The organism is Flavobacterium sp. LC2016-23 (assembly GCF_009674775.1).
In the GTDB taxonomy this organism is placed as follows: Bacteria; Bacteroidota; Bacteroidia; order Flavobacteriales; family Flavobacteriaceae; genus Flavobacterium.
This window is the reverse complement of sequence record NZ_WKKE01000006.1, coordinates 153,797-180,034: the sequence shown is the minus strand read 5'-3', so window position 1 is coordinate 180,034 and position 26,238 is coordinate 153,797. Positions and strand designations below refer to the sequence as shown.

Genomic DNA, 26,238 nt, shown 5'->3' with positions numbered 1-26,238 from the left:
TAAAAAAACTTCCACTCAATTCCTCCTAAAATTTTTCGATTTAAAAACTTTTCCCTTATCCGTAATCATTAAACAACTATACTCCGGATATTTATGGATTAACTGAAGTCCGGCCTCTTTTCCGAGAACAATCAATGAAGTACTGAAACCATTTGCCATTTCCGCACTTGGTCCGAAGACGGTGACGCTCACCAGTCCGGTTGCGGGATAACCCGTGATGGGGTTTATGATATGGGAATATCTTTTACCGTTTAATTCTACAAACTTTTCATAATTACCGGAGGTGGTAACGGCTTCTCTTTTCAGGGAAAATATTTTGACGAATTTATCTGTATCAAATGGATTCGTAATGCCGATAGTCCATTCTTTTCCGTTGGGTTGTTTTCCCCAAGTGGTTAAGTCTCCGGAAGCGTTCACAATGCCGGCTTTTACGCCTTTGGCTTCCATCACTTCGCGGGCTTTATCGGCTGCGTAGCCTTTTCCGATGGATCCAAAACCAATTTTCATTCCGGGTAGTTTCAGAAATATCGTCGACTGAATACTGTCTAAGACTATGTTTTGATATCCTACTTTTTCTACTGATTTTTTGATCTGCTCCGGTGTCGGTATTTTGGTCATAGAGCCGTCATATTTCCATACTTTTTCCAATGCGGCAAAGCTAATATCGAACGCCCCGTTTGTGATCTTAGAAATGGCAATTGCTCTCTTGGTCAGATCAAAAACTTCCGGGTCTACTTTTACGGCGCGAATACCCGCATTTTGATTGACCTCTGAAACCTGAGAATCCGATTTCCAGTCCGAAATAAGGTTTTCTATGCGTATAATTTCTGCAATGGTTTCTTTTATTAGGGTTTCAGCCGTTAGTGAATCTTCTGCCACAATAGTAATATCAAAACGGCTTCCCATCAGCAATGTGGTTCTTTTTCGCAGCACTTGTCCTGTGCAGGCAAAACTGTACAGGAACAGGCAAATTGGAACTATATTTAGTATTCTCTTTAACATAATTTCAAGCTTAATAACAATCTGCCAGTACTTGTTTTTTTGTTTTATAAAACGCCAGATCGTTTCCGGTTTTTTCAATGCAAATGGTGTCCAGCACTTTTTCTACATCCTGCTGCATTGCAAGTGAACCGCAAATCATAATTGTTCCGCCCTTTTGTAATAAAGCAGCAAAGAAAACAGCGTCTCTTTGAATCAAATCCATCACATAACATTGATTTTGTTCGCGTGAAAAGGCAAAGTGAAAATCTTTCAGGTATTGCTTGCTGATGTGATCGTTTGCGAATTCTCTGTATGCAGAAACCGATTCCGTTTCGTTTCGGAAACCACAATACAAATGACAGGCTGTTTTAGTTTTATTCTGCTCAATCATTCCCAGAAAGGGTGCAATTCCGGTTCCATTTGAAATCAGAGCCACTCCCATGCTCTTTTTAGGAAAATGAAATCCTTCATTATGCATAACGCGCGCTCTGATAACAGAACCGGGTTTAAGATCGTATAAATAACCGGATCCAAGACCGTGTGGATGCAGCTTTACCACTAAACTGATATTCCCTTTGCTCTTGCCTATCGAATACAAACGGTCTCTCCCGTCTCCCGCCGGATAAACGGCAAGCAGGTCGCCCGAGGTAAATTTAGTCCGCATTCCGGCACGCAGGGTGATCCTAAAGGTATGATCGGTTTCTGAAATCGCTGTTTTTTCCAAAACAATCATCTTCTCCACTCCTCTTGGCTTTTGTGCATAGGTTGCCGGTGTCACAGCTAAAGGAATGTCTGTTTTTTGGCTCCATTTTTTTACCCATTCTACAAATTGTTTCGGTGACTTATCATCAACCGTGTGGAGTTCGAGAAAATGGTTACTCCATGATTTCTGAGCTAACAACTCTTCTGTTTTTTTCGCAAAACCACAAAAATCAGGATATGATTTAGACCCGAAACCAACAACGCTTACTGCAACTTTTTGTTCCTGTGGATATTGATCCACCAGTGCTAAAAATTTACCGCCATTGGAAGGTGCATCCCCTAGCCCGTGTGTTGACGTAAAAATGATAAGATGTTCTGCTTTTGGAAATTGGGTATAGTCATTTAAACCACCCAGATAAGATGAAAAACCTTTGTGCAGCAATTGTGTGTGAATCGCATTTGCAAAACGCAAAGTACTTCCGTTTTCTGAACCGGCCAGTATAATGAAGCGACTGTCTTTTGCTGTATGTTTGTTTTTTATTCTGGTTTCCCTGCGACGCAACGTCATGGCAAAACCCGAATAAATAAAAAACAGAATGTTCAGAGCTGCAATGGCCAGAACAACAGCCCAGATCGCATTAGCGCGTCCGGTATGAAGATCAAGGCTCAGATTTTCAAGCAATACCGTCACCGGATAACGGACTTCGCTTACAATTTGCCCTGTAAACTGATTGATCTTCAGTTCCCGATCGGTAAGTTTCAGTATAAAAAACTCTTCCGGATCTTCGGTATCAAAAGGAAATTCTATTTTCTGGACCTCAGAAAGTTTTATCTTTTTGAAGATCTCAAAATCGGCACTATTTTGTTTTTTGGCAGTTTTAGTATCGAATGAACTTTCTTTATCATTGATTTTGGTCTCCGGAAAAAGTTTAAATCTTTGCATGGAAAGATAGGTACCCGAAAGCGCCATTATCAAAATCGGAATAAGCATCAGCCTTCCTAAGATGACATGGTAATATTGTGCAAAATTGTCTTTAATGATTTTCGAGAAAAAACGTCGTAATCCCTTTTGTCTCTGTAATACCAATGCGGTACCGGAAATGGCAATCAGAAAAAGCAAAAAAGCATTCACCCCAATAAAAAGCCTTCCGGTTTCGTGCAAAAACAGCGAACGATGAAGTGAAGTGACCCATTGGATAAAAGCACTTTTCTTTTCAGTCTTCCCTACTACTGTGCCAGTTGTCGGATTTATATAAGCGTTAACATCGTTACCCTCTTCATCAAGCCCTTTTAAGGTAGTAAACTGATTGTGGTCTACACTGATTTCGCTCACTTCGAGATAATTCTTACTCAAAGCCGGAACAACATCTGCAATGTAGAGATTCTCAAAATTATCAACACGATAAGGCGGTATTTTCTCCCCTATCGCATCGGCAGCAAGTACCACTCCGGTAACGGATGCCAGAACAAGAAAGAGTGAAGAAAATACCGCCAGCGTTAGGTGTGCATATCTCCAGACGGATAATGTCATATGCCTTATATATTGCTAAGTTTTACATATCGTATGTACCCTTTTCCTTCTGCTTTTTCGGTAATGCCGGCTGTTGTCAAAGGTATTTCGGCATCTCCTACATAATATTTCTGATCTTCAACAGCAGTTTCAAAACGTATTTTATAGCCTTTATTAATTTTTGAGTTTTCGATCTCGAATACCGTTACGCTGCGGTCTCCACCCGTAACCGAAGCTCCTGTTTTAGCACTTACATCCGGTTTTTTAGTATTGAATTTATTCCATTCCTTCAAACTTTTATACCACTTTTTATCGTCGCCCATTACATACAGGGTTTTTTCATATTCTCCTTTAGCATCAATAAGAGATACTGCCACATAAGCACCTTCCCCAACATAATTCGCCATTTGCAAAAGGCATTTGTATTTCGTGGTTTGTGCTGAAGCCTGAAATGAGAAAAGGCCTGCAATTACTGCCATCAGACAGATTTTAGATAATGATTTCATTTGGTATTTATTTTAAAAAATCAACAGATATATTATTCTTTTTCAATAATTCGTTTTCTTGTGCCAGACTGTAAGCCGTTTCATCGAATTCGGTTTTAATGTCTTTTTTAGCTCCGATTGACAACAGATACTTCAAAATCGTATCGTCTTTTGCAATCATCGCTGCTTTGTGTAATGCCGTTAATCCTTCTTTGTTTTTGGCATTCACATCTATATTCAGTCCGTCGAGTTTTTTCAACAAGGCGATATTATTTTTAGCTGCAGCAGTATAATATAAGGTACTTCCGTCTTTTTGCTGCGCTGCAAAGTTAATCCCTTTACTCTTTAATAAGTTCAGTTTCTCATCGAAATCATCTTTTTGTGCTCCGCCTTTTGAACCTCTGTACGATTCAATCAGATAATAGGCGAGATTGTTTCCTGCAGTGTCGGTAACATTGATATCTGCTCCTTTGCTTAAAAGTAATGCCACAACTTCTGAAGTACTTCTTTTTACTGCTGCAGTTAATGCCGATTCTCCTTTAGTATTTACAGTATTGATATTTTTTACTTTTACCAGCAAAGTTTGTATCAGTTCAATGTCTTTTCCTTCTGAAGCAATAATTAAAGGGGTGTTTCCTTCTTTATCAGCCTGATTAATATCTACTCCTTTATCTATAAAATACTTTACAATTTCAGACTGTTTTTCTTTTCGTGCCAGAATGTGAATCACCGTCTGGCCATTTGAAGAGGTGGCTGTGGGTTTAAGTTTAAGATCCTCTACTAAATATTTAAATTCTTCGATTGGGTTTGCACTTCTGCGCATTCCCTGAGCAGCTGTTATTAGGGCATAATCCGTATACTTCACTCCTTTTCCTGCCAGAGTTTTTAATAATTCAATATTTCCGGATTTTGCGGCATAATCAAATGCGGTATGCCCATTCTTATCGACATCTTTTAGCGATAATCCTTTCGATACCAAATAATTCGAAATGGAAAGGTCTTTATCAGAAGGAATAGCAAGCAATAATAAATTGACTCCGTCATCGTATTTCTTTTTCGGATCAACTCCTGCTTTAAAAAAGGCTTCAAATGTTGCGGGAGTTGTTGTTCCGGTACCGGCAGCAAATACAAGCGGTGTAGTACCATGACTGTCTTCGAAATTAACATCGGAACCTTTAGCAATAAGATATTCTACTAATTCTGTATTTCCTTTGTAAGCCGCCCAATGCAGGTAGATACGATTGTCGTGCGTCAGCTTTGTTATTTCGTTCCCCGGAAGTGTCAGTAAATATTTGATATCCTCAATTGGTGCACTGTTATTAATGGCCAAAACAACCGGATCAAAGGCATTTGCGTTTAATTCTGCAGGATTATTTCCTTTTTCTATTTCCGATTTTAAAGTGGCTAAATCCGGAGCGGCTTTCCAGAAATTCTGGTCTAAAAGTTTATTTTCCTGAGCGTTAAGCTGTAGTGTTGCTGCAAGCAGTGCAGTAAAGAGTATTTTTTTCATAATGTATACAATCAACGAGTTCCTAATCTGTTTAACGAACTTTCCACTGTGGGATTTCAAGGGCGAAAGTTAGGTCTTATTTAGAATATTTCAAAATAAGGATTAAGAAATATGTTTTTATTTTTTATATAAAATTTTTACTAAATACAACAGATTGATTTTCATATTTATATACTTATTGATTTCAATCTAATAATTAAAAAATCATCTTTATTACTTGCTGAAAAACGACTGGCTCAGTTAAATGCCATCCACTATAGCAACTTACATGCAATTCTTAATAGTCGAAAAATACCATATTGCAAAAAACAAAAAAGCTCCTATTCACTCGGAACAGAAGCTTTTTAAAACAAATTAATTTCGATTTAGTCAGTATTACAATTTTTATTTTTTATCGGATAATCCGCGGGTTAACCAGCCTCTTTTATTAGCCGTTACAATGGCATACGGAGTAATCCAAAATAAACTGAACGTGTAAAAGATGCTGTAGGAATAGGCCCAGAATGACTCTGCCAGATTGTACCTTTTGGCATAGAAAATAACCGGAAAAGTAGAAACAATCAGAATACCCAGTAAGGTTGAACTTAAAAATAATAACGGATGTGTCGCTATAAAAATCAACATGAAGATCAGGAACGGATACGCTAAAATGATTTTTAAAGACTGGTTGATAAACAAAAGTCTTGCCCCAAACTTAGATTCTTTTCTAAAATCTTTAAAAACATATTGTGCCATCATCAGGTTCTCACGAACATTACTTCTGCTCCATCTGATAAACATTTTGTATAAGCCTGTGTATTCTTCCGGAACATTGGTCAGTACATAGGCGTTTTTCTGGAATAACACATGAAGTCCCTGTTTCAGGATCATATTGGTCATGGCACGATCTTCTCCGATATCAGAAGGCTGTCCCATAAACGTTTGGTTGATCCACTCCGGAAGACAGTTTAGTACGGCATCCCTGCGGTAGGCTGCTGCCGCTCCCGGCGTACAAAGTACAGATCCTAACCTACTTTCGGCAGAGCGCATGAATTCAAAACTCATTACAAAACTTACGTTTAACATTTTAGGAAGTAATGCTTTTTTATTGTTCAATATCTGAACATTTCCTGCCACTGCACCACATTTTTCGTTTACGACGAAAGGGCTCACCAGATTTCTCAAAGTATCCTTTTTTACAATCGAATCACTATCTACGGTTACAAAAATTTCTCCGGTACCCAGTTCAAATCCACGGTAAAGGGCGTGACGTTTACCACCATTTTCAGGTTGTTGGAAAATAGTCAGACGATCGCCTAATTTTATTTTGGCCTGCTGCATCCAGTACCAGGTATCGTCTTTACTTCCATCATCAATGGCAAGAATCTGTAATTTTTGTTCCGGAAAGTCACTCTCTGCGAGACTTAATAAAGTATCCCAAACCAGTTTACCTTCATTGTAAGCCGGCACTATCACCGTACAGGTTGGCAGCAAATCATCGGTAACCGATTCAATTGGTTTGTAACGCAAATAAAGGAATAAATTATAGACAAACACACCGCTTTGAAAAACGAACAAAGCAATGGCTAAAATCAGGAAAGGAAATCCCCAGGAAGAATTGATTCTTTCGATGTGAAACTGATCAAAGTCAGGCTGGAACTGATACACCATATATGCTCCTGTCAGCATTAGGGCAAAAGTACTTATCAGTACTATTAATCCCAATGGGCTTGACGTTTTTTCTTTGGTTTTGCTTGTTACTGCTGTTGGACTGTTAATACGAAAAATGGAGCTGCTTATAGAATGTCCGTTAATGTTTGTATTGTCGTTTGTAGTATAAAATTGGTCTGAAATAATTGTTTCACTTTTCATATTGTACTTCTGTTGATTTGTATCGTATGGCTTTTAAAATTTTCCCGTAAACAGGAATTCACATTTACACAATTAACAATGCGTGTGCCATTATGCTATAAAATACGTTCTGAGGGTTTTAGGATAATTCAACAGAATTCATGGTGTATAAAGTTTACACACTTGTACAATGTTTATACAGGTTTTGTGTGTATCCGGCAGCCCAAATTCCCAACAAATACAGATGCTTTAAAGTAGTACATCTTTGTTTTTTATTTTGAAAAGTACTCAAAATGATAACCGGAATTTCTTTAATAGTAACGATAAAAAAAAGGAAATAGTATCCCCTATTTCCTTTTTACTCTTCACTCTTTACTCTTCACTCTTTACTCTTTACTCTTTACTCTTCACTCTTTACTCTTCACTCTTCACTCTTCACTCTTTACTCTTCACTCTTTACTCTTTACTCTTTACTCTTTACTCTTTACTCTTTACTCTTTACTCTTTACTCTTTACTCTTTACTCTTTACTCTCCACTCTTTACAAATCAATCTTTCTTCCCTTTTATCAATTTTCCTTCTTTAGTAAATTCAAGGTCAATTTTGTGGGTTAAATCTACATCAAGGTCTTTGTGTCCGTAATCAATGTGGGTGATTTTTTCGTTTGGATAGTTTTTAGCCACATAATCTTTGACAGCATCGGGAATAAAGGCAGTCGGAATAGGTTGGTCACCACCATCGACCTCACGGTAGGAACCGTCTTTCCAGAACTCTACTTCTGTTCCGTCTTTCAGCTTAACCTCGTATCCTTTTTCACCATGTTCTGCGTCTTTTTTCGCGACGTGTACAGTGGTGTAGCTAAAATGTTTTTTCAGAAAATCCTGAGCCGGCTGTGGCAGCTCTGTCACTGCGATTTTCTTCTGTGCGTTGGCCGATATTGCAAAACCCAGCAATAATACAGCAAATGTGATTCTCGTTTTCATGGCTTGTGTGTTTTAAAATTATTGTTTTACTAATTTACAACAGGAGAAAAAAGCTACAAAATACTTTAAGAAATCTTTATAATTTCTAATAAATTCATTTATAAGTTATTACTAAAAGCAGAAATGATCTAAAATAACACTTCACTGCTCGTTAATTTCATTATTTCAGTTTTTATGATTTGAGTCATAAAATGAAATTTTAGTCCCGGTTTACATTTGCGAATGTAAATGCTAAAATAAAACGAAAAAGCCTTCAATCTGTTCAATTAAGATTCAAAACCAATCCGATATCTAACTGTTTTTTTCGTTTTTTGTATGAATTGTATCCCATTATTTTTTCCTCTTTTTACCTTCATTTAAGCTGAGAATTTATCTAAACAGCTGTTAAAACTTTAATAAATATTAATGTTGAATTCTGTAAGAAAACGTATATTTGGGTAAACAGAATATTTAAAAGCGTGCAAAAAGAATCAAAATCAAATCATTTTATATTTCCTAAAACTCCAACCGGAGTTGACGGTCTGGACGAAATTACAGAGGGAGGTTTTCCAAAAGGACGACCAACCTTAATCTGTGGCGGAGCCGGCTGTGGGAAGACATTGTTATCGATGCAGTTCCTGATAAAAGGTATTACATTGTATGACGAACCGGGCGTTTTCATGTCTTTTGAAGAACCCTCGAACGACCTCACCCTCAATGTTAAATCATTGGGGTTTGACCTTGAAAAGTTAAAAGCAGACAAGAAACTTATAGTAGATTATGTAAGAGTCGAAAGATCTGAAATCGAAGAAGCAGGTGAATACGATCTTGACGGTTTATTCATCCGATTAGGACATGCCATCGATTCGATAAAAGCGACCCGTGTTGTTTTGGATACTATTGAGTCCTTATTTTCAGGCCTGGACAATCAGGCGATCCTGAGAGCTGAATTGCGAAGACTGTTTCATTGGCTTAAAACGAAAGGCGTAACAGCCATTATTACCGGAGAACGTGGTGAAGCAACCCTCACACGACAGGGGCTGGAAGAATATGTTTCAGATTGTGTGATCGTTTTGGATCACCGTGTTATCGAACAGGTTTCCACGCGAAGACTTCGAATTGTAAAATACAGAGGTTCTACGCATGGTACTAATGAATATCCGTTTCTTATTGACGAAGATGGAATTTCGGTACTGCCCATTACCTCCTTAAAACTCGATAACGAAGTTTCGTCAGAAATAGTTTCCACCGGAGTACCGGGATTGAACACCATGTTTGAGGGAGGAGGTTTTTTCCGTGGCAGCAACATATTAGTTTCCGGAACAGCAGGTACCGCCAAAACAACCATTGCATGCTATTTTGCAGCAGAACAATGCGAAAAAAAGGAGAAAACACTCTACTTTGCATTTGAGGAATCACCACAGCAATTGGTTCGGAATATGAAATCGATAAATGTTAATCTGGAAAAATATATTAAGAATGGTACTTTGCAGATACATTCTTCACGTCCGTCACTCAATGGTCTTGAACTGCATTTGCTTACCCTAAGAAAATTAATTAAAGATTTTAAACCCACGACCATCATTATCGACCCGATCAGCAATCTGATTACGGTGGGCAGTGAACATGAAGTCCGCTCCATGCTGGTACGATTAATAGACATGCTGAAAGCCAATAATATCACGGCTCTTTTTACTTCTCTGAATAAACAAAATGACAATTTCAGACCGGATCTCGCAGAAGAGTCCGTATCGTCATTAGTAGATACGTGGATAACAGTGCGTGATATGGAAGGAATTGGGGAACGAAACCGTGGTGTTTTTATCGTAAAATCGAGAGGAATGGGACATTCCAATCAGGTTCGTGAATTTATTATCTCAAACAACGGAATTGAATTACTGGATGTCGAATTCGGACCACAAGGAATCTTAACCGGAACAGCCCGAAAATCACATCAGATCAAAAAAACGATGTCGGATATTAAACTTCAAAACGAAATCAGTCGCAAAGACAGGGAGATTGCGCGGAAACGAAAGGTTCTTGAAGCTAATATAGAAGCGCTTAGAAATGAATTCGAATCTGCTGAAGAAGAATTAAGTATTCTCAAAGCAACAGAAGAATTACAGAAAAAGCTGGCTTCTAAAAAAAAATAGAGATCATATGAAAAAGGAAGTCGCAGAATGGCAGTTATTGCTTTATATAGCGGGACAAACGCCTAAGTCAATAACAGCACTCGAAAACATAAAAAAATATGCCGAAGAACATCTGGCAGGTAAATATAGTATTGAAATTATTGATTTACTTAAAAGTCCGCAACTGGCAGAAGGTGATCAAATTTTAGCAGTACCCACGTTAGTTAGAAAATTTCCGGAACCCATCCGTAAAATAATAGGAGATCTTTCTAACGAGGAAAGAGTACTTGTCGGACTTAATATCAAACCTGTAATCTCTCACTAATGGATGATTCCGCCGGCGGCACAAATATAAGCAAACATAAATTTATGCTTTTTGTCTCGGGCATGTCTCTAAAATCGGGACATGCCATAGAAAACCTGCGCAAAATCTGTGACAGGTATCTGGCAAATAATTACGAACTGGAAATTATAGACATCACCCGTGACACAGAACAGGCTTTAATTTATCAGATTGTAGCGGTGCCCACATTAATAAAAACAGATCCTGCACCAAAAAGAATTATACTGGGAGATTTATCAGATAAACAAAAGGTGTTACGGATACTAAATATCAGTGAATAATTTGGAATATAACAATAAAAATATAGAATCCTTATTGGAAGAAATAGCTTCATTGAAGGAACAACTTTATGAAGCCAATGGCATTGTCGATGCCATAAAACAAGGAGACGTTGATGCATTAGTAGTCAATACCAATGGAATTCCCCAGCTTTATTCGCTCGAGACCGCCGATTACACTTTCAGACTTTTAATAGAGAAATTTGGACAGGGCGCACTAAGTATTTCCAAAAACGGACTTATTTTATACTGCAATGATTACTTTGCAAAGCTTGTAAACCTGCCATCTGAAAAAATAATTGGAAACTATCTGTACGAATATTTCGATAATCCGGAAAACTTTACCCCATTAATAGAAGCCCTGAAATATGGTGTTACCACACACGAAATTGTGTTTAAAACCGAAAATGAGAAGACTATTTTTCCGGCTTATATTGCCTTAACAGATCTTGAACCATCAGTACAGGGAATTGGAATTGTGATTACAGATTTAACCGAAAAGAAAAAGCATGAAAAGGCATTAATAGAGCATCAGAAAGAACTGGAGGGAAAAATTCTTGAATTGAACAGGATTAACAGCAATCTCGAAGAATTTATTCATGTAATTTCACATGATCTTAAAGAGCCGCTTCGAAAAATCGTTATGCACAATACCAAAATTGACGGGAGTTATCTTTCAGAAATGGATGCTAAATCCATGAATGTAATGAAATTATCCGCATTGCGTCTGAATTCGCTTGTAGATGATCTGGTACGCTATTCTTCCCACACAGCACAGGAAGAACGTCTGGAAATAAATCTGGCAGAAATAATTACTGAAGTTAAAGATGATTTAGAAGTAATAATCAGCGACAGGAATGCCTCTATTGAAGTGGGAAAACTCCCTTTGATCAGGGCCTCAAGAGTACAGATGCGCCAGCTTTTTTCTAATCTTATTTCAAATGCCATTAAATACAGCAAAAAAGAAGTCCATCCGGTTATTCAAATTTCACAAATAGAAAATTTTAAATCCGAAATACCAAATCAATCCACTAAATTTGTAAAAATTCAAATCAAAGACAACGGCATTGGAATGGAACAAAACCATCTTATAAAAATTTTTACTATATTTCAGCGCCTTCATGCTAAAACCGAATATTCCGGTAATGGTATTGGTCTGGCGATTTGTAAAAAAATAATGGAAAACCATTCGGGAAATATTACTGTTGAAAGTGAATTGAACCATGGAACCACCTTTAATCTTTTTTTTCCAATAGTATAATGCCGATGCTAAATAACCTCCATATTGTTATTGCCGAAGACGACAGCGATGATGCTGAAGTGATGTACGAGACTTTTAATAAAAACCCGGATTTTGGAAAAGTAAGCCTTGTAAACAATGGTGAAGAGCTTCTGAATTACCTCAAAGACGTTTCTAATCCCGTTCCCGATGTGATTCTTACCGATATAAATATGCCCATACTGGATGGTATTGAAGCGCTGAAAGAGATTTTAAATGATACTAATTTAAAAACGATTCCGTGTTTTGTATATTCGACCAGCATAAATCCGTCCTATAAAGAAAAATGTGATTCACTGGGCGTAAAAGCGTATTTAATCAAACCGTATTCTTTTGAAGCTTTTGAAGAGATTCCAAAAAACATTGTTAGTATTATAGCACAAGAATAATCGTAATGAAAACCCTGAATTTTTTCGAATCCAATTATAAAAAACTGGGCTTTATGGTGCTCAGTCAGGATGCTGTTGACGAAATTAATACTGATGCTTATAAGCCTTACATTAAAGTGCTTTATTTACCTGAGGATTGTTCTGTAACCATCGATTTTAAACAGTACAAAACCACTGCGTCTTCCTTGTTTTTTATCAATAGCAATCAGTATCTGCAAATTGAAAAAGAGGGAAAAACGCAGGGTTATTTCATGTACTATAACCGTGATTTTTATTGCGTACAAATTCACGATGCCGAAGTGGCCTGCGATGGTTTATTATTTAATAATATTTTCGAAATGCCCATGACAGCCCTGCCCGACAAGGAAGTTTTATTTGTGGAAGGAATTTACAATCAGATTCAGGAAGAATTTGATGCTCCCGACGCTTCGCAGGAAGAAATGATCCGGACCTATTTGAAACAACTTATCATAAAAGCAACCCGAATCTGGAAAGTACAGCAATTAGGCGCTCTGAATAATGAACCTTCACGGGAAATGGATTTCTTCAGGGATTTTAGCCGCCTGGTCGAAATTCACTTCAGAAACAAACATACCGTGGCAGATTATGCTGATATTCTTGGCGTAGCCCCAAAAACACTATCCAATAAATTCAATCGTCTGGAACTTAAACAGCCCAACGATATTATTAAAGACAGAATCATACTGGAAGCAAAAAGGCTTTTAGGCTATTCTTCTTTAAGCGTAAAAGAAATTGCGTACCAGCTCGGATATGATGATCCGGCTTATTTTAACCGGCTTTTTACCAATAAAGTTGGCGACACTCCTTCCAATTTCAGAAAAAAATACCTTCAAGGGAAAAATGTACAATTAGAATAGACTTTTATCTATTTTTAACACCTTACTACCGCCATATCTTTGCCCTATCAAATTATAACTGATAAAACATAAAAGATATGAAAACTATTAAATTATTACCACAAGGTTTATTTATTGCAGCATTGTTTATGATAAACACAATGGCTACAGCACAAGAAAGACAAATTAAAGGAGAAAATGATCCTCAGGTCTTTACAGAAGTCCGTTCGTTTTTAAAAGCTTTAAATTCAGGTGACGGAAAACCATTAGAACAATTAAGTGTTTCTGATGCCAGAAATGTCCTGGTTGGCGCTCAAAAATCGGTAGAAGTTGATTATTCCGGTATCGATGAATCTGAAAAAGTAATTTCACAAAACGGATACAACGTTAAAATTCACATTACAAAACCAAAAGGAGTTAAAGCCAATGCGCCCGTATTTATCTTCATTCATGGTGGTGGATGGGTTTTAGGAGACTATCCTACCCACAGAAGACTGGTTCGTGATTTAGTTGTAAAAAGTGGTGCCGTTGCGGTTTTCCCGGATTACACTCCTTCTCCGGAAGCACAATATCCGGTGGCCATCAATGAAATTTACGCCGCCACACAATGGGTAGCAGAACACGGAAAAGAAATTGGTGTGGATGGTAAAAATCTTGCCGTAGCAGGAAACAGTGTGGGTGGAAATATGACAGCAGCGATCACTTTAATGGCAAAAGACAAAAAAGGACCGCATATTAAACTGCAGGTTTTATTATGGCCGGTAACCGATGCTAATTTTGAAACTGAATCGTACAATTCTTTTGCAAACGGAAGATTCCTAACCAAAAACATGATGAAATGGTTCTGGGACAATTATTTACCTGACACCAACAAAAGAAAAGAACTCTACGCTTCTCCGTTGCAGGCCAGCTTAGCCCAACTGAAAGACTTACCTCCTGCACTGGTGCAAACTGCTGAAAATGATGTTTTGAGAGATGAAGGCGAAGCGTACGCCAGAAAACTAAACGAAGCCGGAGTTCCGGTAACACTAACAAGATATGCAGGATTGATTCACGACTACGGTCTTCTTAATCCAATTGCGAATGTACCTGCTGTACAAACTGCCGTTGAACAAGCTGCTGTAGTGATCAAAACTACTTTGAAATAAGCCATACAAAAATTAAGATTTTAAAAGGGGATAGTTTAAAAAAGCTATTCCCTTTTCCTTTTTAATATTCAAAATAATGCAACAGATTAATTACTCCGACAAACCCCAGTGGAAATTCAAAAGTTATGCGGCAACACTTTTGGCCTGTTGCTACATCAAAAACCGGAGAAATAATTAGTATTTCCACAATCCCAAAAAGAGACGGCATTTAAAGGATTTTCGCTCCGGAAACCAGGTAAATAATTCATCATGATACCTTCTTCAAAACATACACATACCCTAAATAAAATTTTTATACTGAAATTTGTTACCTTAAAACTTTACTAAAACCACTATTTAACCATGCGCCAAAAAATACATTTCTTATTTGCTGCAACGCTGTTGGCTTCCTGTTCGGTGAAGCAATATCAGACGATAGACGACGGCATCATTGTAAGCGTGAAACAAAACACCAAGACAGATGTGCAGAAAGTACGTATCCAGGTACTGCAGGACGAACTCATACATGTTTCGGCAACTCCTGATGCTGCCTTCGCAAAAGATTCTTCACTGATAATTGTCGCCGGAAAATCAAAAGTTCCTTATAAAGTAGAAACGAATGTTGCCGATTCTATTTCGGTAGTCACTGCACGACTGAAAGTGATGGTTTCTAAAATAAATGGCGGAATCAACTTTAGAGACAAAGACGGAAAACTCATTTTAGCCGAAAAAGCAGGCGGAGGACGAAATTTCACGCCGATTGAAGTAGAAGGAACCAAAGGCTACACGGTTCGCCAGATCTTTGACTCCCCTGCGGATGAAGCTTTCCACGGACTGGGGCAGCATCAGGCTGATGAATTCAATTACAAAGGTAAAAATGAAGAATTGTTTCAATACAATACCAAAGTTTCCGTGCCTTTTATTGTTTCGAATAAAAACTACGGTGTTTTATGGGACAGTTATTCTTTGAGCCGTTTTGGTGAAAGCCGTCCGTATGCACAATTGAATACCGTTTTTAAATTATACGATAAAAAAGGAAATCCCGGTGCTTTGACCGGAACATATGTTTCTAATGTCAAAGACGTGCAAGACATCGAGCGCAAAGAAGAATCTATTTTCTTTGAAGACATTAAAAGCATCAAAAAATTACCGCAAAATTTCCCTTTAAAAAAAGCTGACGTTACGTATGAAGGATTAATTGAAGCACCGGAAAACGGGACGTATAAGTTTACGTTGTATTATGCCGGATATGTAAAAGTCTACTTAAACAACGAATTAGTTGTTCCGGAGCGCTGGAGAACCGCCTGGAATCCGAATAGTTATAAATTCTCTTTGCCGTTAGAAGCCGGAAAACGCGTTCCCTTGCGCATTGAATGGAAACCGGATGGCGGAACTTCTTATTGCGGTTTACGGGTACTGACGCCTCAGCCGGCAGAAGAAAAAAACAATCAGGTGTGGTGGAGCGAAATGACACCCAAAATCGATTATTATTTCGTGCACGGAAATTCTGCAGACGAAGTCATTAAAGGCTACCGTACCTTAACAGGGAAATCCCAGATTATGCCAAAATGGGCCATGGGATACTGGCAAAGCCGCGAAAGATATAAAACACAGGATGAAATTGTCGGTAATCTGAAAGAATTCAGAAAACGTAAATTTCCGATTGATAATATTGTCCTGGACTGGAATTACTGGGAAGAAGATGCCTGGGGAAGCCATGAATTTGACAAAAAACGTTTCCCGGATCCACAGGGAATGGTCGATTCTATTCATGCTCTGAACGGAAAAATGATGATTTCAGTCTGGCCGAAGTTTTACAAAACAACCGAACATTTCAAGGAATTTGATGAAAAAGGCTGGATGTACCAGCAAGCCATAAAAGACAACGTTAAGGACTGGGTTGGCCCTGGTTATGTCGGATCTTTTTATGATGCCTATTCCGGTGGTGCCCGTAAATTATTCTGGAAACAAATCTATGATAACTTATACCCGCTAAAAATCGATGCCTGGTGGATGGACGCCAGCGAACCAAACGTACTGGATTGTACCGATATGGAGTATCGAAAAGCGTTATGCGGCCCAACAGCGCTGGGTTCTTCTACCGAATTCTTTAATACCTATGCCTTAATGAACGCGGAAGCCATCTATGACGGACAACGCAGCGTGGAACCCAACAAAAGAGTATTTCTGCTGACAAGATCCGGATTTGCAGGTTTACAGCGCTATTCTACAGCCACCTGGAGTGGTGATATTGCGACACGCTGGGAAGATATGAAAGCTCAGATTTCTGCCGGACTTAATTTCGCGGTAAGCGGTATTCCGTACTGGACGATGGATATTGGCGGTTTCTGTGTGGAAGACCGATATGTAAGCGGACAGCAGCAATACGACAAAAATGGCCAGGAAAATGCCGATTATAAAGAATGGAGAGAATTAAATACCCGCTGGTTTCAGTTTGGTGCCTTCGCTCCTTTATACAGAGCACACGGCCAATTTCCGTACCGCGAGCCCTGGAACATAGCACCTGATACGCATCCGGCTTACCAGTCTATTTTGTATTATACCAACTTGCGTTACAGACTAATGCCGTACATCTACACCATGGCGGGAATGACGTACTTTGACGATTATACCATCATGAGACCTTTGTTTATGGATTTTGCAGCCGATAAAAAAGTACAGAACCTGAGCGATCAGTTTATGTTCGGACCATCCTTTATGGTTTGCCCGGTTTATAAATACGAAGCCCGTAGCCGCAATGTATATTTCCCGGAAGGCACCAACTGGTTCGATTTCTATACCGGACGTTATATTACAGGCGGGCAGCAACTCAATGTGGATGCACCTTATGAGCACATCCCGTTATTCATTCGCGAAGGATCAATTATTCCGGTTGGACCTGAAATGCAATACAGCACAGAGAAAAAAGCGGACAAAATTGTACTTTACGTTTACATGGGACAAGATGGAAAATTCACCTTGTATGAAGATGAAAACGAAAATTACAACTACGAAAAAGGAAGCTTTTCGAATATCGCTTTTAATTACAATGAAGCTTCCGGAACCCTGACCATTGGGGCGCAAAAAGGAAAATTCGACGGAATGATTCAAAATCGTAAATTCGTGATTGTACCCGTCAGTAAAGATAAACCGCAGGCTTTTACCTACGATGCCACAGGAAAAGAAATTAGTTACAACGGAAATCAGCAAACCGTAAAGCTGAAATAAGATCAAAAGAGGTTTATACGCATTAGTATAAGCCTCTTTTTTTATGAAATAAAAACCAAAATTCTGGCAGTATTCCGCACTGCTTTATACCTTTGGAAGGATTTCGCAAAAAACACAGTTCTTGAAATATTATCCTATATTGTGCTTCCAAAAGCTGCTTACTTTTAAATGAAACCGTTTAACCGATTCCTTTACGTATTTTTTCTGTCACTCATGGCCTGTCTGGATGCTGTGGGACAATCGTATACGTTTCATCATTTAAGAACAAACGACGGACTTTCGAACAGTACAATAAAAAGTATTTTAAAAGACCGTTACGGCTTTCTGTGGATTGGGACTGAATCAGGCCTGAACCGTTATGACGGCTACGGATTTAAAATATATTCTACAAAATCTGATAAACCTTCGTCCATCATCAACGACGATATTCGTGACTTACAGGAAGATGGCCTGGGGAATATCTGGATCAGTACCGAAGCCAGTTATATTGTTTATCAGCGTAATAAAGATAATTTCAGAAGCGATATTCCGAATGTACTCAAAGATTTGGGGATTAAAACGGATGAAAATTATAAAATCTACGTCGATAAAAACAAAGACTTATGGGTTTTGTCCAAAAACAAAATCTTTGTGTACGACACCCGTAAAAAAGTCTTAAAAACCTTTACCTCCCAAGAAAAAATAAACGACGCTGCCACTGTATTTTTAGGCGATGACGGCAATTCTATTTTTAGAGTGCTCCGATCCGGAACTATTTTAAAAACAGACAAAAGAAACGGAAAGGAATCACTTTTTAAACTGCCTGATGCTGTAGCACAGAATATTCAGAACAAAAAGAATAAAATTTATGTCGATTCCCAAAACGGATTGTGGCTTTTCTCGAATACCGCGGCGCTTTATTATCAAAAAAGCATCCACGCCGGATGGAAAAAAATCGCGGTCAGCAATACCGTAAATGTACAAAGCGATGTCATATTCGATATTAAAGATGACGGAAACGGCAAGGTATGGATTGGCACAGACCATCAGGGAATTTTTATCTTTAACACCGAAAACAGCAGCATTTCCCACATTACCCACAACCCGGATGACGCTGCTTCTATCGCATCCAATAATATCGGCTGTCTGTATAAAGATGATACCGGAACCATTTGGGCGGGCCACAACAAAAAAGGAATTTCGTATTATAATGCCAGTTTTGGCAATCTCGTGAATATCGAATTACAGGACTGTAAGGACGTCAGCACTTTCCTGGAAGATAAAAAAGGAAATCTCTGGCTGGGAACCGATGGGAACGGTCTGTATTTCAAGGAAAAATCCGCTGCAAATACAATCAGGAAAATGCCTCTGGCGAGCAATGTAATTGTTTCCTTACTGGAAGATCAAAAGGGAAGAATCTGGATTGGCACCTACTTAAACGGTTTATTTTGCTATGAAAACGGAAGCTTTCAGCATTTTACCAAAGAAAACAGCACTTTAAACTCGAATGACATCTGGAATCTAAAAGAAGACCGTTACGGCAACATATGGATTGGTACACTCGGACACGGCATTCAATGCCTCAGAAACGGTGCAACCCGTTTTGAAACCATAGCCAAAACAGTCAAAGGCCTCGAATTTACCCTGGATATGTTTTATGACAACGGAGACCTATTGTACGTTGGCACAGACAGCGGGCTTTTCAGTATTGATATTCTGACCGGACATCAGGTCAAAGCTTCGGGAAACAAAAGCAAAACCCAAAAATTCAGGCAAATATTTACCTCCAGTGTTTATAAAGATACCCGGAATAATATCTGGCTGGGGCATTCTAAAGGGGTATCGGTCTGGGATACCAAAAAAGATACCGTCTACTATTTTGACAAGACCAATGGATTGTCTGACAATATTGTAAAAGGAATTATTGAAGACAATCACCAGCACATCTGGGTCACGACAAGCAACGGATTATCGGTACTGACGGTTGAACCCAATGCAAAAGGCATCTTAAAAATAAGCAGCAGGAACTTTTCAACCAAAGACGGACTTCACGACAATTACTTCAACACCCACGGGATTTACAAACTCCGGAACGGAGACATTCTTTTGGGCGGAACAGAAGGATATACCACTGTAAACCCGAATAAAATGGCAGAAAAAAGCAAACCTCTTGCACAGGTCATTTTTACCGGACTAAGCCTCGGTAATGTACCCGTTCAGGTAGATTCGCTTTATAACGGGCATCGCTTACTGAAACAATCCATGGAGCAGACCTCTGAAGTTACATTTAGCCATGACGATCAGTTAATTGCTATTCAGTTTACGACGTCTGATTTGGTCAATGCCGATAAAGTGAGCTATCTCTATAAACTGGAAGGCTTCAGCAATCAATGGCTTCCGACAGAAAAAAATAAAATTGAGTTTTCATCACTTGCTCCGGGCACTTACACCCTTTTGGTAAAAGCCTCCAACAGCGACGGAATCTGGAACGAAAAACCGGCTGTTTTAACCATTACGGTCACTCCACCCTTCTATTTATCAGGTTGGGCGTTTCTCTTCTATGCACTGGCAATCGCAGCCATTGCAGTATACGTTATCAGTTATACGAAGAAAAAACATCAAAAAGAACTGGAGCAGCAGCGCATACAACTGGAGCATTTGCAGCAAATCAATCTGAATGAAATGAAACTGCGGTTTTTTACGAATATCAGCCATGATCTGAGAACACCGCTGACACTGATTACGATCCCGCTTCAAAACATTCTGAACAAGGAACTCGAAGAAAGCCTTCGCGCCAAGCTGGCGATTGTCTATAAAAATGTAGAGCAGCTGATGACGCTGATCACTTCGCTGCTGGATTTCCGTAAACTGGATGTGGGTACCGAAAGCCTGAATCTTACCTCAGGAGATTTTGTGTATTACATTCAGGAAAGATGCTCCCTTTTTCAATCGTATGCCACAGACCGGAATATGAAGTTCACTTATACCAGTGAAATGGAAACGCTTATGATGAAATTTGACAGTGTAAAAGTCCAGAAAATACTTTTTAACCTGTTATCCAATGCCTTTAAATATACTCCGGACGGAGGAAGCATCCATTTGCACCTGTACCGCGAAGGCAAACAGGTGGCTGTCTCGATTTCAGATACGGGTCAGGGAATTCCCGAAAAGGACAAGAAACCTATTTTTGAACGCTTTTATCAGGCTGCACAAAGCGAAGAAAATACCGGAAGCGGCATTGGCCTTCACATTGTAAGCGAATACATCACGATGCATGGCGGGAGTATTTCGGTTACGGACAATTTCCCAAAAGGAACCATTTTTACCTTCAGGCTGCCGGTTCAGAAAGTAAAAAACAAAGAACAGATTCCGGTAGTGGAAAATATTCCTGAAAAGAGAGCCAACGAAAAACCGGTATTGCTTTTTACAGACGACAACAAAGATTTCTGCGACTTCATGTCCGAAAGCCTTTCAGAATTTTATACGGTTCTCGTTGCCCATGATGGCCTTGAGGCCCTGGAAAAATTACAGCAAAATAATGTCAATATTGTGGTGAGCGATGTCATGATGCCCAAAATGAATGGTACCGAATTGTGCGCCCAGATCAAAACGACCATAGAATGGTCACATATTCCCGTAATACTGCTTACCGCCCGAACTGCCGAAGAATACAAAATAGAAGGACTTATGCTGGGTGCTGATGATTACCTGACCAAACCTTTCAATTTTAATCTGCTTAAACTCCGCATCGATAAATTTTTAGACTGGACCAAAAAATCGCATCAGGCTTTTAGCCAGAAAATGGATGTTGCACCTGGTGAAATCACGATTACTTCGCTTGACGAACAATTAATAGAAAAAGCAATCAGAACCGTCGAGGAAAACATCGCCAATCCGGATTTTACAGTAGAGGAACTCAGTGCTGTCGTAGGACTGAGCCGAACCCATTTATACAAAAAATTAATGCATATTACCGGAAAAGGCCCCGCGGAATTCATAAGGACCGTCCGATTGAAAAGAGCCAGACAGCTGCTGGAAAAAAGTCAGCTTCAGATTGCCGAAATTGCGTATGCCGTTGGTTTTAATTCCCCTAAACGATTCACTGCTAATTTTAAAAATGAATTCGGAATCTCCCCTTCTGAATATGTACGTAATCTGAAATAAGGTTTTAAGAAACCAGTCGCTTTCTGATCATACTCAGAAAAACAGGTGTAATCCCCAGATAAGAAGCAATTTGCTTTTGAGAAATCCGATTCCTCAGCATTGGATATTGTTGGTTAAAAAGTACATAACGGACATCCGCAGAGGTTGACAACGCCAGTGTAAGACGATTTTGGTACAGGGCAAATCCGTTTTGAAACAGAATCCTGAAGAAACGTTCCAGCTTCGTCACCTGGATATAAAGTTTTTCCAGATCCCTGTAATCAATTCCAATTACTTCTCCGTCTTCCAGTGCATCAATCGAATACGTAGCCGGAATTCCGGTAGAAAAACTCATAACATCGGAAGCCCACCAGTTTTCGGGACAAAAAAGAATATTGGTTTCTTCCCCGTTTTGATGGCTTTGGTAAATGCGCAAACAGCCTTTAGTCACAAAATAAATCATTTTGCTATGCTCACCTGCCTTTAAAAGGGATTCATTTTTAGAAACCGCCCTGCAATGTAATTTCGCTTTCAATAGCGCTTCTTCTTCAGCATCCAGCTGAATGTGTCTGGCAATATTTTGAAAAAAGAGTCCGTGCATCATTTTAATTTAAAAGCTAAATGTAAGGACTCTTTTGAAGGATAAGAAGTAAATCACTGTTTTTTATGCTTTAAAGAAGCCTGTCAAGCGGATAATCTTCCGGTAATTTAAAAAAACTTATTAATCGGGTAATCTCAAAATTACTATTGAATTCAAAGTAATCATACCCGTGATTTTTTCGCCCTGAAATATCCACTTCCCAGGTATACTTTCCAAAGCTGTGGTGAAACTCCGGTTTTTCCAGAATACTGAATTTCCGCGTTGGCATAATTTCAAAAGATTTTTGTGCAAAACGGGCTAATTCATCAAGACCATTCACCTCTGAATAGGGATCGATGTAAACGGCATCAACTGCCCAACATTTTTCAAATTCTTCTTTATACGCTTCCAGGTTATTTTCATTCCAGGCGGAAACATATTGTTCAATCATTTTTTCTACTGATGCATTCATAATGGTTTATATTTTTAATTTGATACAAACCTACAGCTGCTATTTCAGGAAAAAATGTAACTAGTTTAATAAATAAACTGTTTTTTCATGCTATTAAAAAACTTCCCGTCGGAAGCTAAAATTAAAAGTTTAAAAATTTTCAACCTAAATCAAATCCAAAATTTCAATTTGAGCGTAAGTATAAAAAACGGTACTCTTGATCGGGGTAAATTCAAATGGTAATAGGTTTTTTGGAGCATATTGGATTTGTCACACTCTTGATTATCGTTTTCTTTTTTTATTAAATTTTAAGAAGCTAAAAGTTGGAAAAATTAAACGTTCAGAGATTAAAAAGAACTTTAGATTATTTGGAAAGTAAACAGCGGGAGCTAAAAAACCACAAAGGCAACGATACCAGAAGCCTGGAATCTATGATCAAATATCTGAAAAAAGACATGATGGAACAGTTTAAATTATCCGACCATGTTTTATTATCCATGAAACAGGAAATTAAAAATACGGAAACTTTTATCGTCATTGTACAGAATATCATAGATGCCAATTCTTAAGATTCAGTAATCCGGTCTGAAGTGCCTTAATCAGAGTGATCTAAATGTATCACAAAAAAAAACGCCTCAGATGATGAGACGTTTTCTAAAACATTTATCGGTTTAGTTTTATGCTTTTGCCTTTCTTTTGACCGTACAGCCAATTTCTTTAGTTTCGGTGATAGCAGGTTTTTGATTGTTTTTTAAAGAAGTAATCACCTCTTCCACATATTTTGTCTTTTCGGTTTTAGTTCCTTCCGGATCATTATCGATCGCTCCGGTATATTCTACGACAGTCCCTTTTGCCGTTTTAGAAACCACAAAAAGATGCGGGGTGTGTTTTGCGCCGTATTGGTCGGTCACCACCTGCCCCTGGTCAAATAAATAAGGGAAAGCATATTTTTTCTCTTTCGCCAGATCCTGCATTTTATCAAAAGTATCTGCTTTTGAAGCTTCAGGATCATTCGGATTGATGGCAATGACAGGATAACCTTCCGGTCTGAACTTTTGATCCAGATCAATTATTCTTTGCTGATAGGCTTTGGCATACGGACAGGTATTACACGTAAATACCACAATAAACCCTTTTGCTTTTGGATAACTTTCGAAAGAAATGTCTTTATTATCGACATTTTTTAGTTTAAAATCCGGTGCCGCTTCCCCTGCTTTTAGCGTTTTGCCTTGTGCCTGAGCTAAAATCGCTGTGAAAATCAGCATAATAGTGATGTACTTTTTCATGATCTATAATTTTTTATATTCGGTTAATAATTGCTCATAGGTAAGTTCGGTTTCAATAAATTTTCTATTGTCGTTTTTAATGAAAAGGGTTGCCGGAATACTGCCCGACCAGGACGGATCGATCCTGTCGATATATTCCTGCGGATTGCTTTCGTTCAAAAGAAAAACGGGACTGGTTAGCTTCTTTCTTTTTACAAAGGGCACCACCGCTGTATTCAGTTTCGATTTAAAATCAACACTCACCAACAACACTGCCAGTTTCCCTGATCGATATTCCTGACGCAGTTTTTCAAAATGGGGCAATTCTTTAATACACGGCGCACACCAGGTCGCCCAGAAATTGACCACATACGTGCTGTCTTTTCCGTTTTTTATTCTTTCCTGCAGCTGATCAACACTAAGCAGCTTTACCTTCTGACTGTAACACATTACCGGGCAGCAAAGAAAAAAAATACAAATTATAAAGGCTCTTATTTTCATGGTATAATGGCGTAATAACTGTTTGAATATCAGGATTACTTCCTACAAATATAAACTAATACTCAAATATTTTTAACAATCAAATCCTGCATTTTATACTATTAGATCCAATTTTAACAAAATAAAGGAACTGCCAGCGTGAATTACTGCCTCTTAAAATTTAAGTGAAGATATTCCGGAATAAGCTTTAATTTTGCGAAAAATAAAAACTCCTGATGAATCTGTTCGAACTTACCGTAAACGATACTGAAAAAATTGCGCTGAATGATTTATTTTTTAGTGCTGAAAACAAAACCGCACTGGCGCAGACCATCAAAGAGCATCAGTATCTGGAGGAATTAAAAAAATACGATCTCAAAGCAGACCATAAGATATTGCTCTACGGTCATTCGGGATGCGGAAAAACAACCACCGCCAAAGCGATTGCCACTGCTTTAAACAAAAATATCGTCATTATTAACCTGAGCACATTAATTAATGCCCGAATTGGTGAAACCTCCCGAAATGTAAAAGCCCTGTTTGACAAAGCAATCCGTGAAAAAGCTGTTTTATTTCTGGATGAATTTGACCAGATTGGAAAAAGCCGAGACAGCGAAGATAAAGATGTGGGCGAAATGAGACGCCTTGTCAACACCATTATCCAGCTGATTGATTATTTTCCGTCTGACAGTTTACTGATTTGTGCTACCAATCATTACCACAGTATCGATACCGCTTTATTGAGAAGATTTCAGATCCGTCTGAAATTCGAAATGCCCGACGAAGAGCAGCTTGATCTGTATTACGACAACGTACTGGAACGTTTTCCTTCTCACCTGCAGGACATTCCCCGAAATTATAACATTTCGTATGCCGAAGCCAAAGATTACACTCATACCCTCATGAAAAAACAAATCATTGCTGAATTGGAACTTTCCCATAAAAAAAACAGCGTTTAGAATACTTGTTTCTAAACGCTGTTTTTATTTTTTTGAAGAACCGGACGCCCTAATACTGCATTTTTGACATGGTCTTTTTTTAGGTCATTTCTCCGTCACCGCTCCGTCACTCCTATACGTAAACTTCGTCCGCGAATTTTAGAGTTTATATTCCTTTTGCGCCATTTTGTCAGGTAAATAGTACACGGTCCACTGACTGCGATTTACCAGAAGACTTTGTAATTCATTTTAAATTATAATTTTTAGTTACCTCACTTCACGACCGTTGCCTCTACTTCAACTTTTAAGGTTTCGAAAAGCGACTTCACTTCCAGTAAAGTACTCGTTTGTCGGATCCCGTGTCTGGCGATCCAGTCCTGAAAAATATCGAAACAGGCAAAAAGTTCTGCTTCTGAAGTGGTATAGACATTTAGCCGCACTATGTTTTTACAGTCATAACCCGCTTCCTTTATCACTTTTTCAAGATTTCCCAAAGTCTGAATCAATTGTGATTTCATGTCGGCATCACTGGATATGCCCGCAGCATTAATTGCCGTTTGCCCGGAAACATACAACGTTCCTGCCGGATTTTTAACTTCTACAGCCTGTACATAACTTCGTTTGTCCTGCCATTCCCAGGGGTTAATTACCTTCTTTTCCAGTTTGTTGGTTTTGGTTTGGGCTATTACAGGCAAAGCACTTACCAATGCTATTGCCAGAATCTTTACTACATTTTTCATTTTTACAGTTTTAAATTATACCTGCAAAATTGAATCGACTGAAGCATTCT

22 protein-coding genes are annotated in these 26,238 nt (G+C 38.6%); 11 read left to right on the top strand and 11 right to left on the bottom strand.

From position 1 onward, the window contains the following. Positions 1–15 precede the first annotated feature (15 nt). From GJU43_RS07120 to GJU43_RS07095, 6 genes are all read right to left on the bottom strand, one after another. Positions 16–1,002, bottom strand: a complete 987-nt coding sequence (locus tag GJU43_RS07120) for an FAD:protein FMN transferase (protein ID WP_154340095.1) — start codon at positions 1,000–1,002, stop codon at positions 16–18. Positions 1,003–1,012: 10 nt separating this feature from the next. Beyond that, positions 1,013–3,214, bottom strand: coding sequence for a PepSY domain-containing protein (locus GJU43_RS07115; protein WP_154340094.1), 2,202 nt, complete (start codon positions 3,212–3,214; stop codon positions 1,013–1,015). Between the two features lie 5 nt (positions 3,215–3,219). Beyond that, on the bottom strand, positions 3,220–3,699 hold the full coding sequence (locus GJU43_RS07110; protein ID WP_154340093.1) for a DUF2271 domain-containing protein: 480 nt from the start codon (positions 3,697–3,699) through the stop codon (positions 3,220–3,222). A 7-nt stretch (positions 3,700–3,706) separates the two neighbouring features. Next, positions 3,707–5,188, bottom strand: coding sequence for an ankyrin repeat domain-containing protein (locus GJU43_RS07105; protein WP_154340092.1), 1,482 nt, complete (start codon positions 5,186–5,188; stop codon positions 3,707–3,709). Between the two features lie 384 nt (positions 5,189–5,572). Next, a complete protein-coding gene (locus GJU43_RS07100) occupies positions 5,573–7,039 on the bottom strand; it encodes a glycosyltransferase family 2 protein (protein ID WP_154340091.1) in 1,467 nt (488 codons plus the stop codon). 526 nt (positions 7,040–7,565) lie between these two features. Continuing rightward, entirely contained in the window at positions 7,566–8,000 is a 435-nt protein-coding gene (locus tag GJU43_RS07095; RefSeq protein WP_154340090.1) for a PepSY-like domain-containing protein, read from the bottom strand. 458 nt (positions 8,001–8,458) lie between these two features. Here GJU43_RS07095 and kaiC point away from each other — a divergent pair, with 458 nt between their 5' ends. The 9 genes from kaiC (at position 8,459) to GJU43_RS07050 (ending at position 21,755) form a co-directional block, all read left to right on the top strand. Then, positions 8,459–10,132, top strand: a complete 1,674-nt coding sequence (gene kaiC, locus GJU43_RS07090) for a circadian clock protein KaiC (RefSeq protein WP_370455531.1) — start codon at positions 8,459–8,461, stop codon at positions 10,130–10,132. Between the two features lie 7 nt (positions 10,133–10,139). Next, positions 10,140–10,436, top strand: coding sequence for a circadian clock KaiB family protein (locus GJU43_RS07085; RefSeq protein ID WP_154340089.1), 297 nt, complete (start codon positions 10,140–10,142; stop codon positions 10,434–10,436). Then, entirely contained in the window at positions 10,436–10,735 is a 300-nt protein-coding gene (locus tag GJU43_RS07080; RefSeq protein ID WP_154340088.1) for a circadian clock KaiB family protein, read from the top strand. The genes GJU43_RS07085 and GJU43_RS07080 overlap by 1 nt, the downstream gene beginning before the upstream one ends. Beyond that, positions 10,728–11,993 carry an ATP-binding protein gene (locus GJU43_RS07075; RefSeq protein ID WP_370455530.1) on the top strand — a complete coding sequence of 422 codons (1,266 nt, stop codon included), beginning with the start codon at positions 10,728–10,730 and terminating at the stop codon, positions 11,991–11,993. The genes GJU43_RS07080 and GJU43_RS07075 overlap by 8 nt, the downstream gene beginning before the upstream one ends. Before the next feature lie 5 nt (positions 11,994–11,998). Next, the gene (locus tag GJU43_RS07070) at positions 11,999–12,400 is read left to right on the top strand and encodes a response regulator (RefSeq protein WP_229655017.1); all 402 of its coding nucleotides are present in this window, start codon (positions 11,999–12,001) and stop codon (positions 12,398–12,400) included. 5 nt (positions 12,401–12,405) lie between these two features. Then, the gene (locus GJU43_RS07065) at positions 12,406–13,278 is read left to right on the top strand and encodes an AraC family transcriptional regulator (RefSeq protein WP_154340085.1); all 873 of its coding nucleotides are present in this window, start codon (positions 12,406–12,408) and stop codon (positions 13,276–13,278) included. A gap of 77 nt (positions 13,279–13,355) precedes the next feature. Then, the gene (locus GJU43_RS07060) at positions 13,356–14,405 is read left to right on the top strand and encodes an alpha/beta hydrolase (protein WP_229655016.1); all 1,050 of its coding nucleotides are present in this window, start codon (positions 13,356–13,358) and stop codon (positions 14,403–14,405) included. A 342-nt stretch (positions 14,406–14,747) separates the two neighbouring features. Next, complete coding sequence (locus GJU43_RS07055) at positions 14,748–17,612, top strand: TIM-barrel domain-containing protein (protein WP_154340084.1); 2,865 nt, start codon at positions 14,748–14,750, stop codon at positions 17,610–17,612. A gap of 168 nt (positions 17,613–17,780) precedes the next feature. Beyond that, complete coding sequence (locus GJU43_RS07050; RefSeq protein WP_154340083.1) at positions 17,781–21,755, top strand: two-component regulator propeller domain-containing protein; 3,975 nt, start codon at positions 17,781–17,783, stop codon at positions 21,753–21,755. A gap of 4 nt (positions 21,756–21,759) precedes the next feature. Here the strand turns inward: GJU43_RS07050 and GJU43_RS07045 are convergent, their stop codons facing one another. Then, positions 21,760–22,338, bottom strand: a complete 579-nt coding sequence (locus GJU43_RS07045) for a Crp/Fnr family transcriptional regulator (RefSeq protein ID WP_229655015.1) — start codon at positions 22,336–22,338, stop codon at positions 21,760–21,762. Between the two features lie 67 nt (positions 22,339–22,405). Then, positions 22,406–22,786 (bottom strand): nuclear transport factor 2 family protein, encoded by a 381-nt coding sequence (locus tag GJU43_RS07040; protein ID WP_154340082.1) that lies wholly within the window; start codon positions 22,784–22,786, stop codon positions 22,406–22,408. 302 nt (positions 22,787–23,088) lie between these two features. Between GJU43_RS07040 and GJU43_RS07035 the strand changes: the two genes are divergently transcribed. Continuing rightward, positions 23,089–23,334, top strand: a complete 246-nt coding sequence (locus GJU43_RS07035) for a hypothetical protein (RefSeq protein ID WP_154340081.1) — start codon at positions 23,089–23,091, stop codon at positions 23,332–23,334. 108 nt (positions 23,335–23,442) lie between these two features. Here the strand turns inward: GJU43_RS07035 and GJU43_RS07030 are convergent, their stop codons facing one another. Beyond that, positions 23,443–24,051 carry a thioredoxin family protein gene (locus tag GJU43_RS07030; RefSeq protein WP_154340080.1) on the bottom strand — a complete coding sequence of 203 codons (609 nt, stop codon included), beginning with the start codon at positions 24,049–24,051 and terminating at the stop codon, positions 23,443–23,445. Positions 24,052–24,054: 3 nt separating this feature from the next. Next, positions 24,055–24,531 carry a TlpA family protein disulfide reductase gene (locus GJU43_RS07025; RefSeq protein WP_154340079.1) on the bottom strand — a complete coding sequence of 159 codons (477 nt, stop codon included), beginning with the start codon at positions 24,529–24,531 and terminating at the stop codon, positions 24,055–24,057. Between the two features lie 215 nt (positions 24,532–24,746). Between GJU43_RS07025 and GJU43_RS07020 the strand changes: the two genes are divergently transcribed. Beyond that, complete coding sequence (locus GJU43_RS07020; protein ID WP_154340078.1) at positions 24,747–25,469, top strand: AAA family ATPase; 723 nt, start codon at positions 24,747–24,749, stop codon at positions 25,467–25,469. Positions 25,470–25,720: 251 nt separating this feature from the next. Here GJU43_RS07020 and GJU43_RS07015 read toward each other — a convergent pair whose 3' ends face one another. Further along, positions 25,721–26,110, bottom strand: a complete 390-nt coding sequence (locus tag GJU43_RS07015) for a RidA family protein (protein WP_229655019.1) — start codon at positions 26,108–26,110, stop codon at positions 25,721–25,723. Positions 26,111–26,238 lie beyond the last annotated feature (128 nt).

Bases quoted from the DNA above. Each gene is read 5' to 3' on its own strand.
- GJU43_RS07120 (WP_154340095.1), bottom strand. From the start codon at position 1,002: ATGTTAAAGAGAATACTAAATATAGTTCCAATTTGCCTGTTCCTGTAC.
- GJU43_RS07115 (WP_154340094.1), bottom strand. From the start codon at position 3,214: ATGACATTATCCGTCTGGAGATATGCACACCTAACGCTGGCGGTATTT.
- GJU43_RS07110 (WP_154340093.1), bottom strand. From the start codon at position 3,699: ATGAAATCATTATCTAAAATCTGTCTGATGGCAGTAATTGCAGGCCTT.
- GJU43_RS07105 (WP_154340092.1), bottom strand. From the start codon at position 5,188: ATGAAAAAAATACTCTTTACTGCACTGCTTGCAGCAACACTACAGCTT.
- GJU43_RS07100 (WP_154340091.1), bottom strand. From the start codon at position 7,039: ATGAAAAGTGAAACAATTATTTCAGACCAATTTTATACTACAAACGAC.
- GJU43_RS07095 (WP_154340090.1), bottom strand. From the start codon at position 8,000: ATGAAAACGAGAATCACATTTGCTGTATTATTGCTGGGTTTTGCAATA.
- GJU43_RS07085 (WP_154340089.1), top strand. From the start codon at position 10,140: ATGAAAAAGGAAGTCGCAGAATGGCAGTTATTGCTTTATATAGCGGGA.
- GJU43_RS07080 (WP_154340088.1), top strand. From the start codon at position 10,436: ATGGATGATTCCGCCGGCGGCACAAATATAAGCAAACATAAATTTATG.
- GJU43_RS07070 (WP_229655017.1), top strand. From the start codon at position 11,999: ATGCTAAATAACCTCCATATTGTTATTGCCGAAGACGACAGCGATGAT.
- GJU43_RS07065 (WP_154340085.1), top strand. From the start codon at position 12,406: ATGAAAACCCTGAATTTTTTCGAATCCAATTATAAAAAACTGGGCTTT.
- GJU43_RS07060 (WP_229655016.1), top strand. From the start codon at position 13,356: ATGAAAACTATTAAATTATTACCACAAGGTTTATTTATTGCAGCATTG.
- GJU43_RS07055 (WP_154340084.1), top strand. From the start codon at position 14,748: ATGCGCCAAAAAATACATTTCTTATTTGCTGCAACGCTGTTGGCTTCC.
- GJU43_RS07050 (WP_154340083.1), top strand. From the start codon at position 17,781: ATGAAACCGTTTAACCGATTCCTTTACGTATTTTTTCTGTCACTCATG.
- GJU43_RS07045 (WP_229655015.1), bottom strand. From the start codon at position 22,338: ATGATGCACGGACTCTTTTTTCAAAATATTGCCAGACACATTCAGCTG.
- GJU43_RS07040 (WP_154340082.1), bottom strand. From the start codon at position 22,786: ATGAATGCATCAGTAGAAAAAATGATTGAACAATATGTTTCCGCCTGG.
- GJU43_RS07030 (WP_154340080.1), bottom strand. From the start codon at position 24,051: ATGAAAAAGTACATCACTATTATGCTGATTTTCACAGCGATTTTAGCT.
- GJU43_RS07025 (WP_154340079.1), bottom strand. From the start codon at position 24,531: ATGAAAATAAGAGCCTTTATAATTTGTATTTTTTTTCTTTGCTGCCCG.
- GJU43_RS07020 (WP_154340078.1), top strand. From the start codon at position 24,747: ATGAATCTGTTCGAACTTACCGTAAACGATACTGAAAAAATTGCGCTG.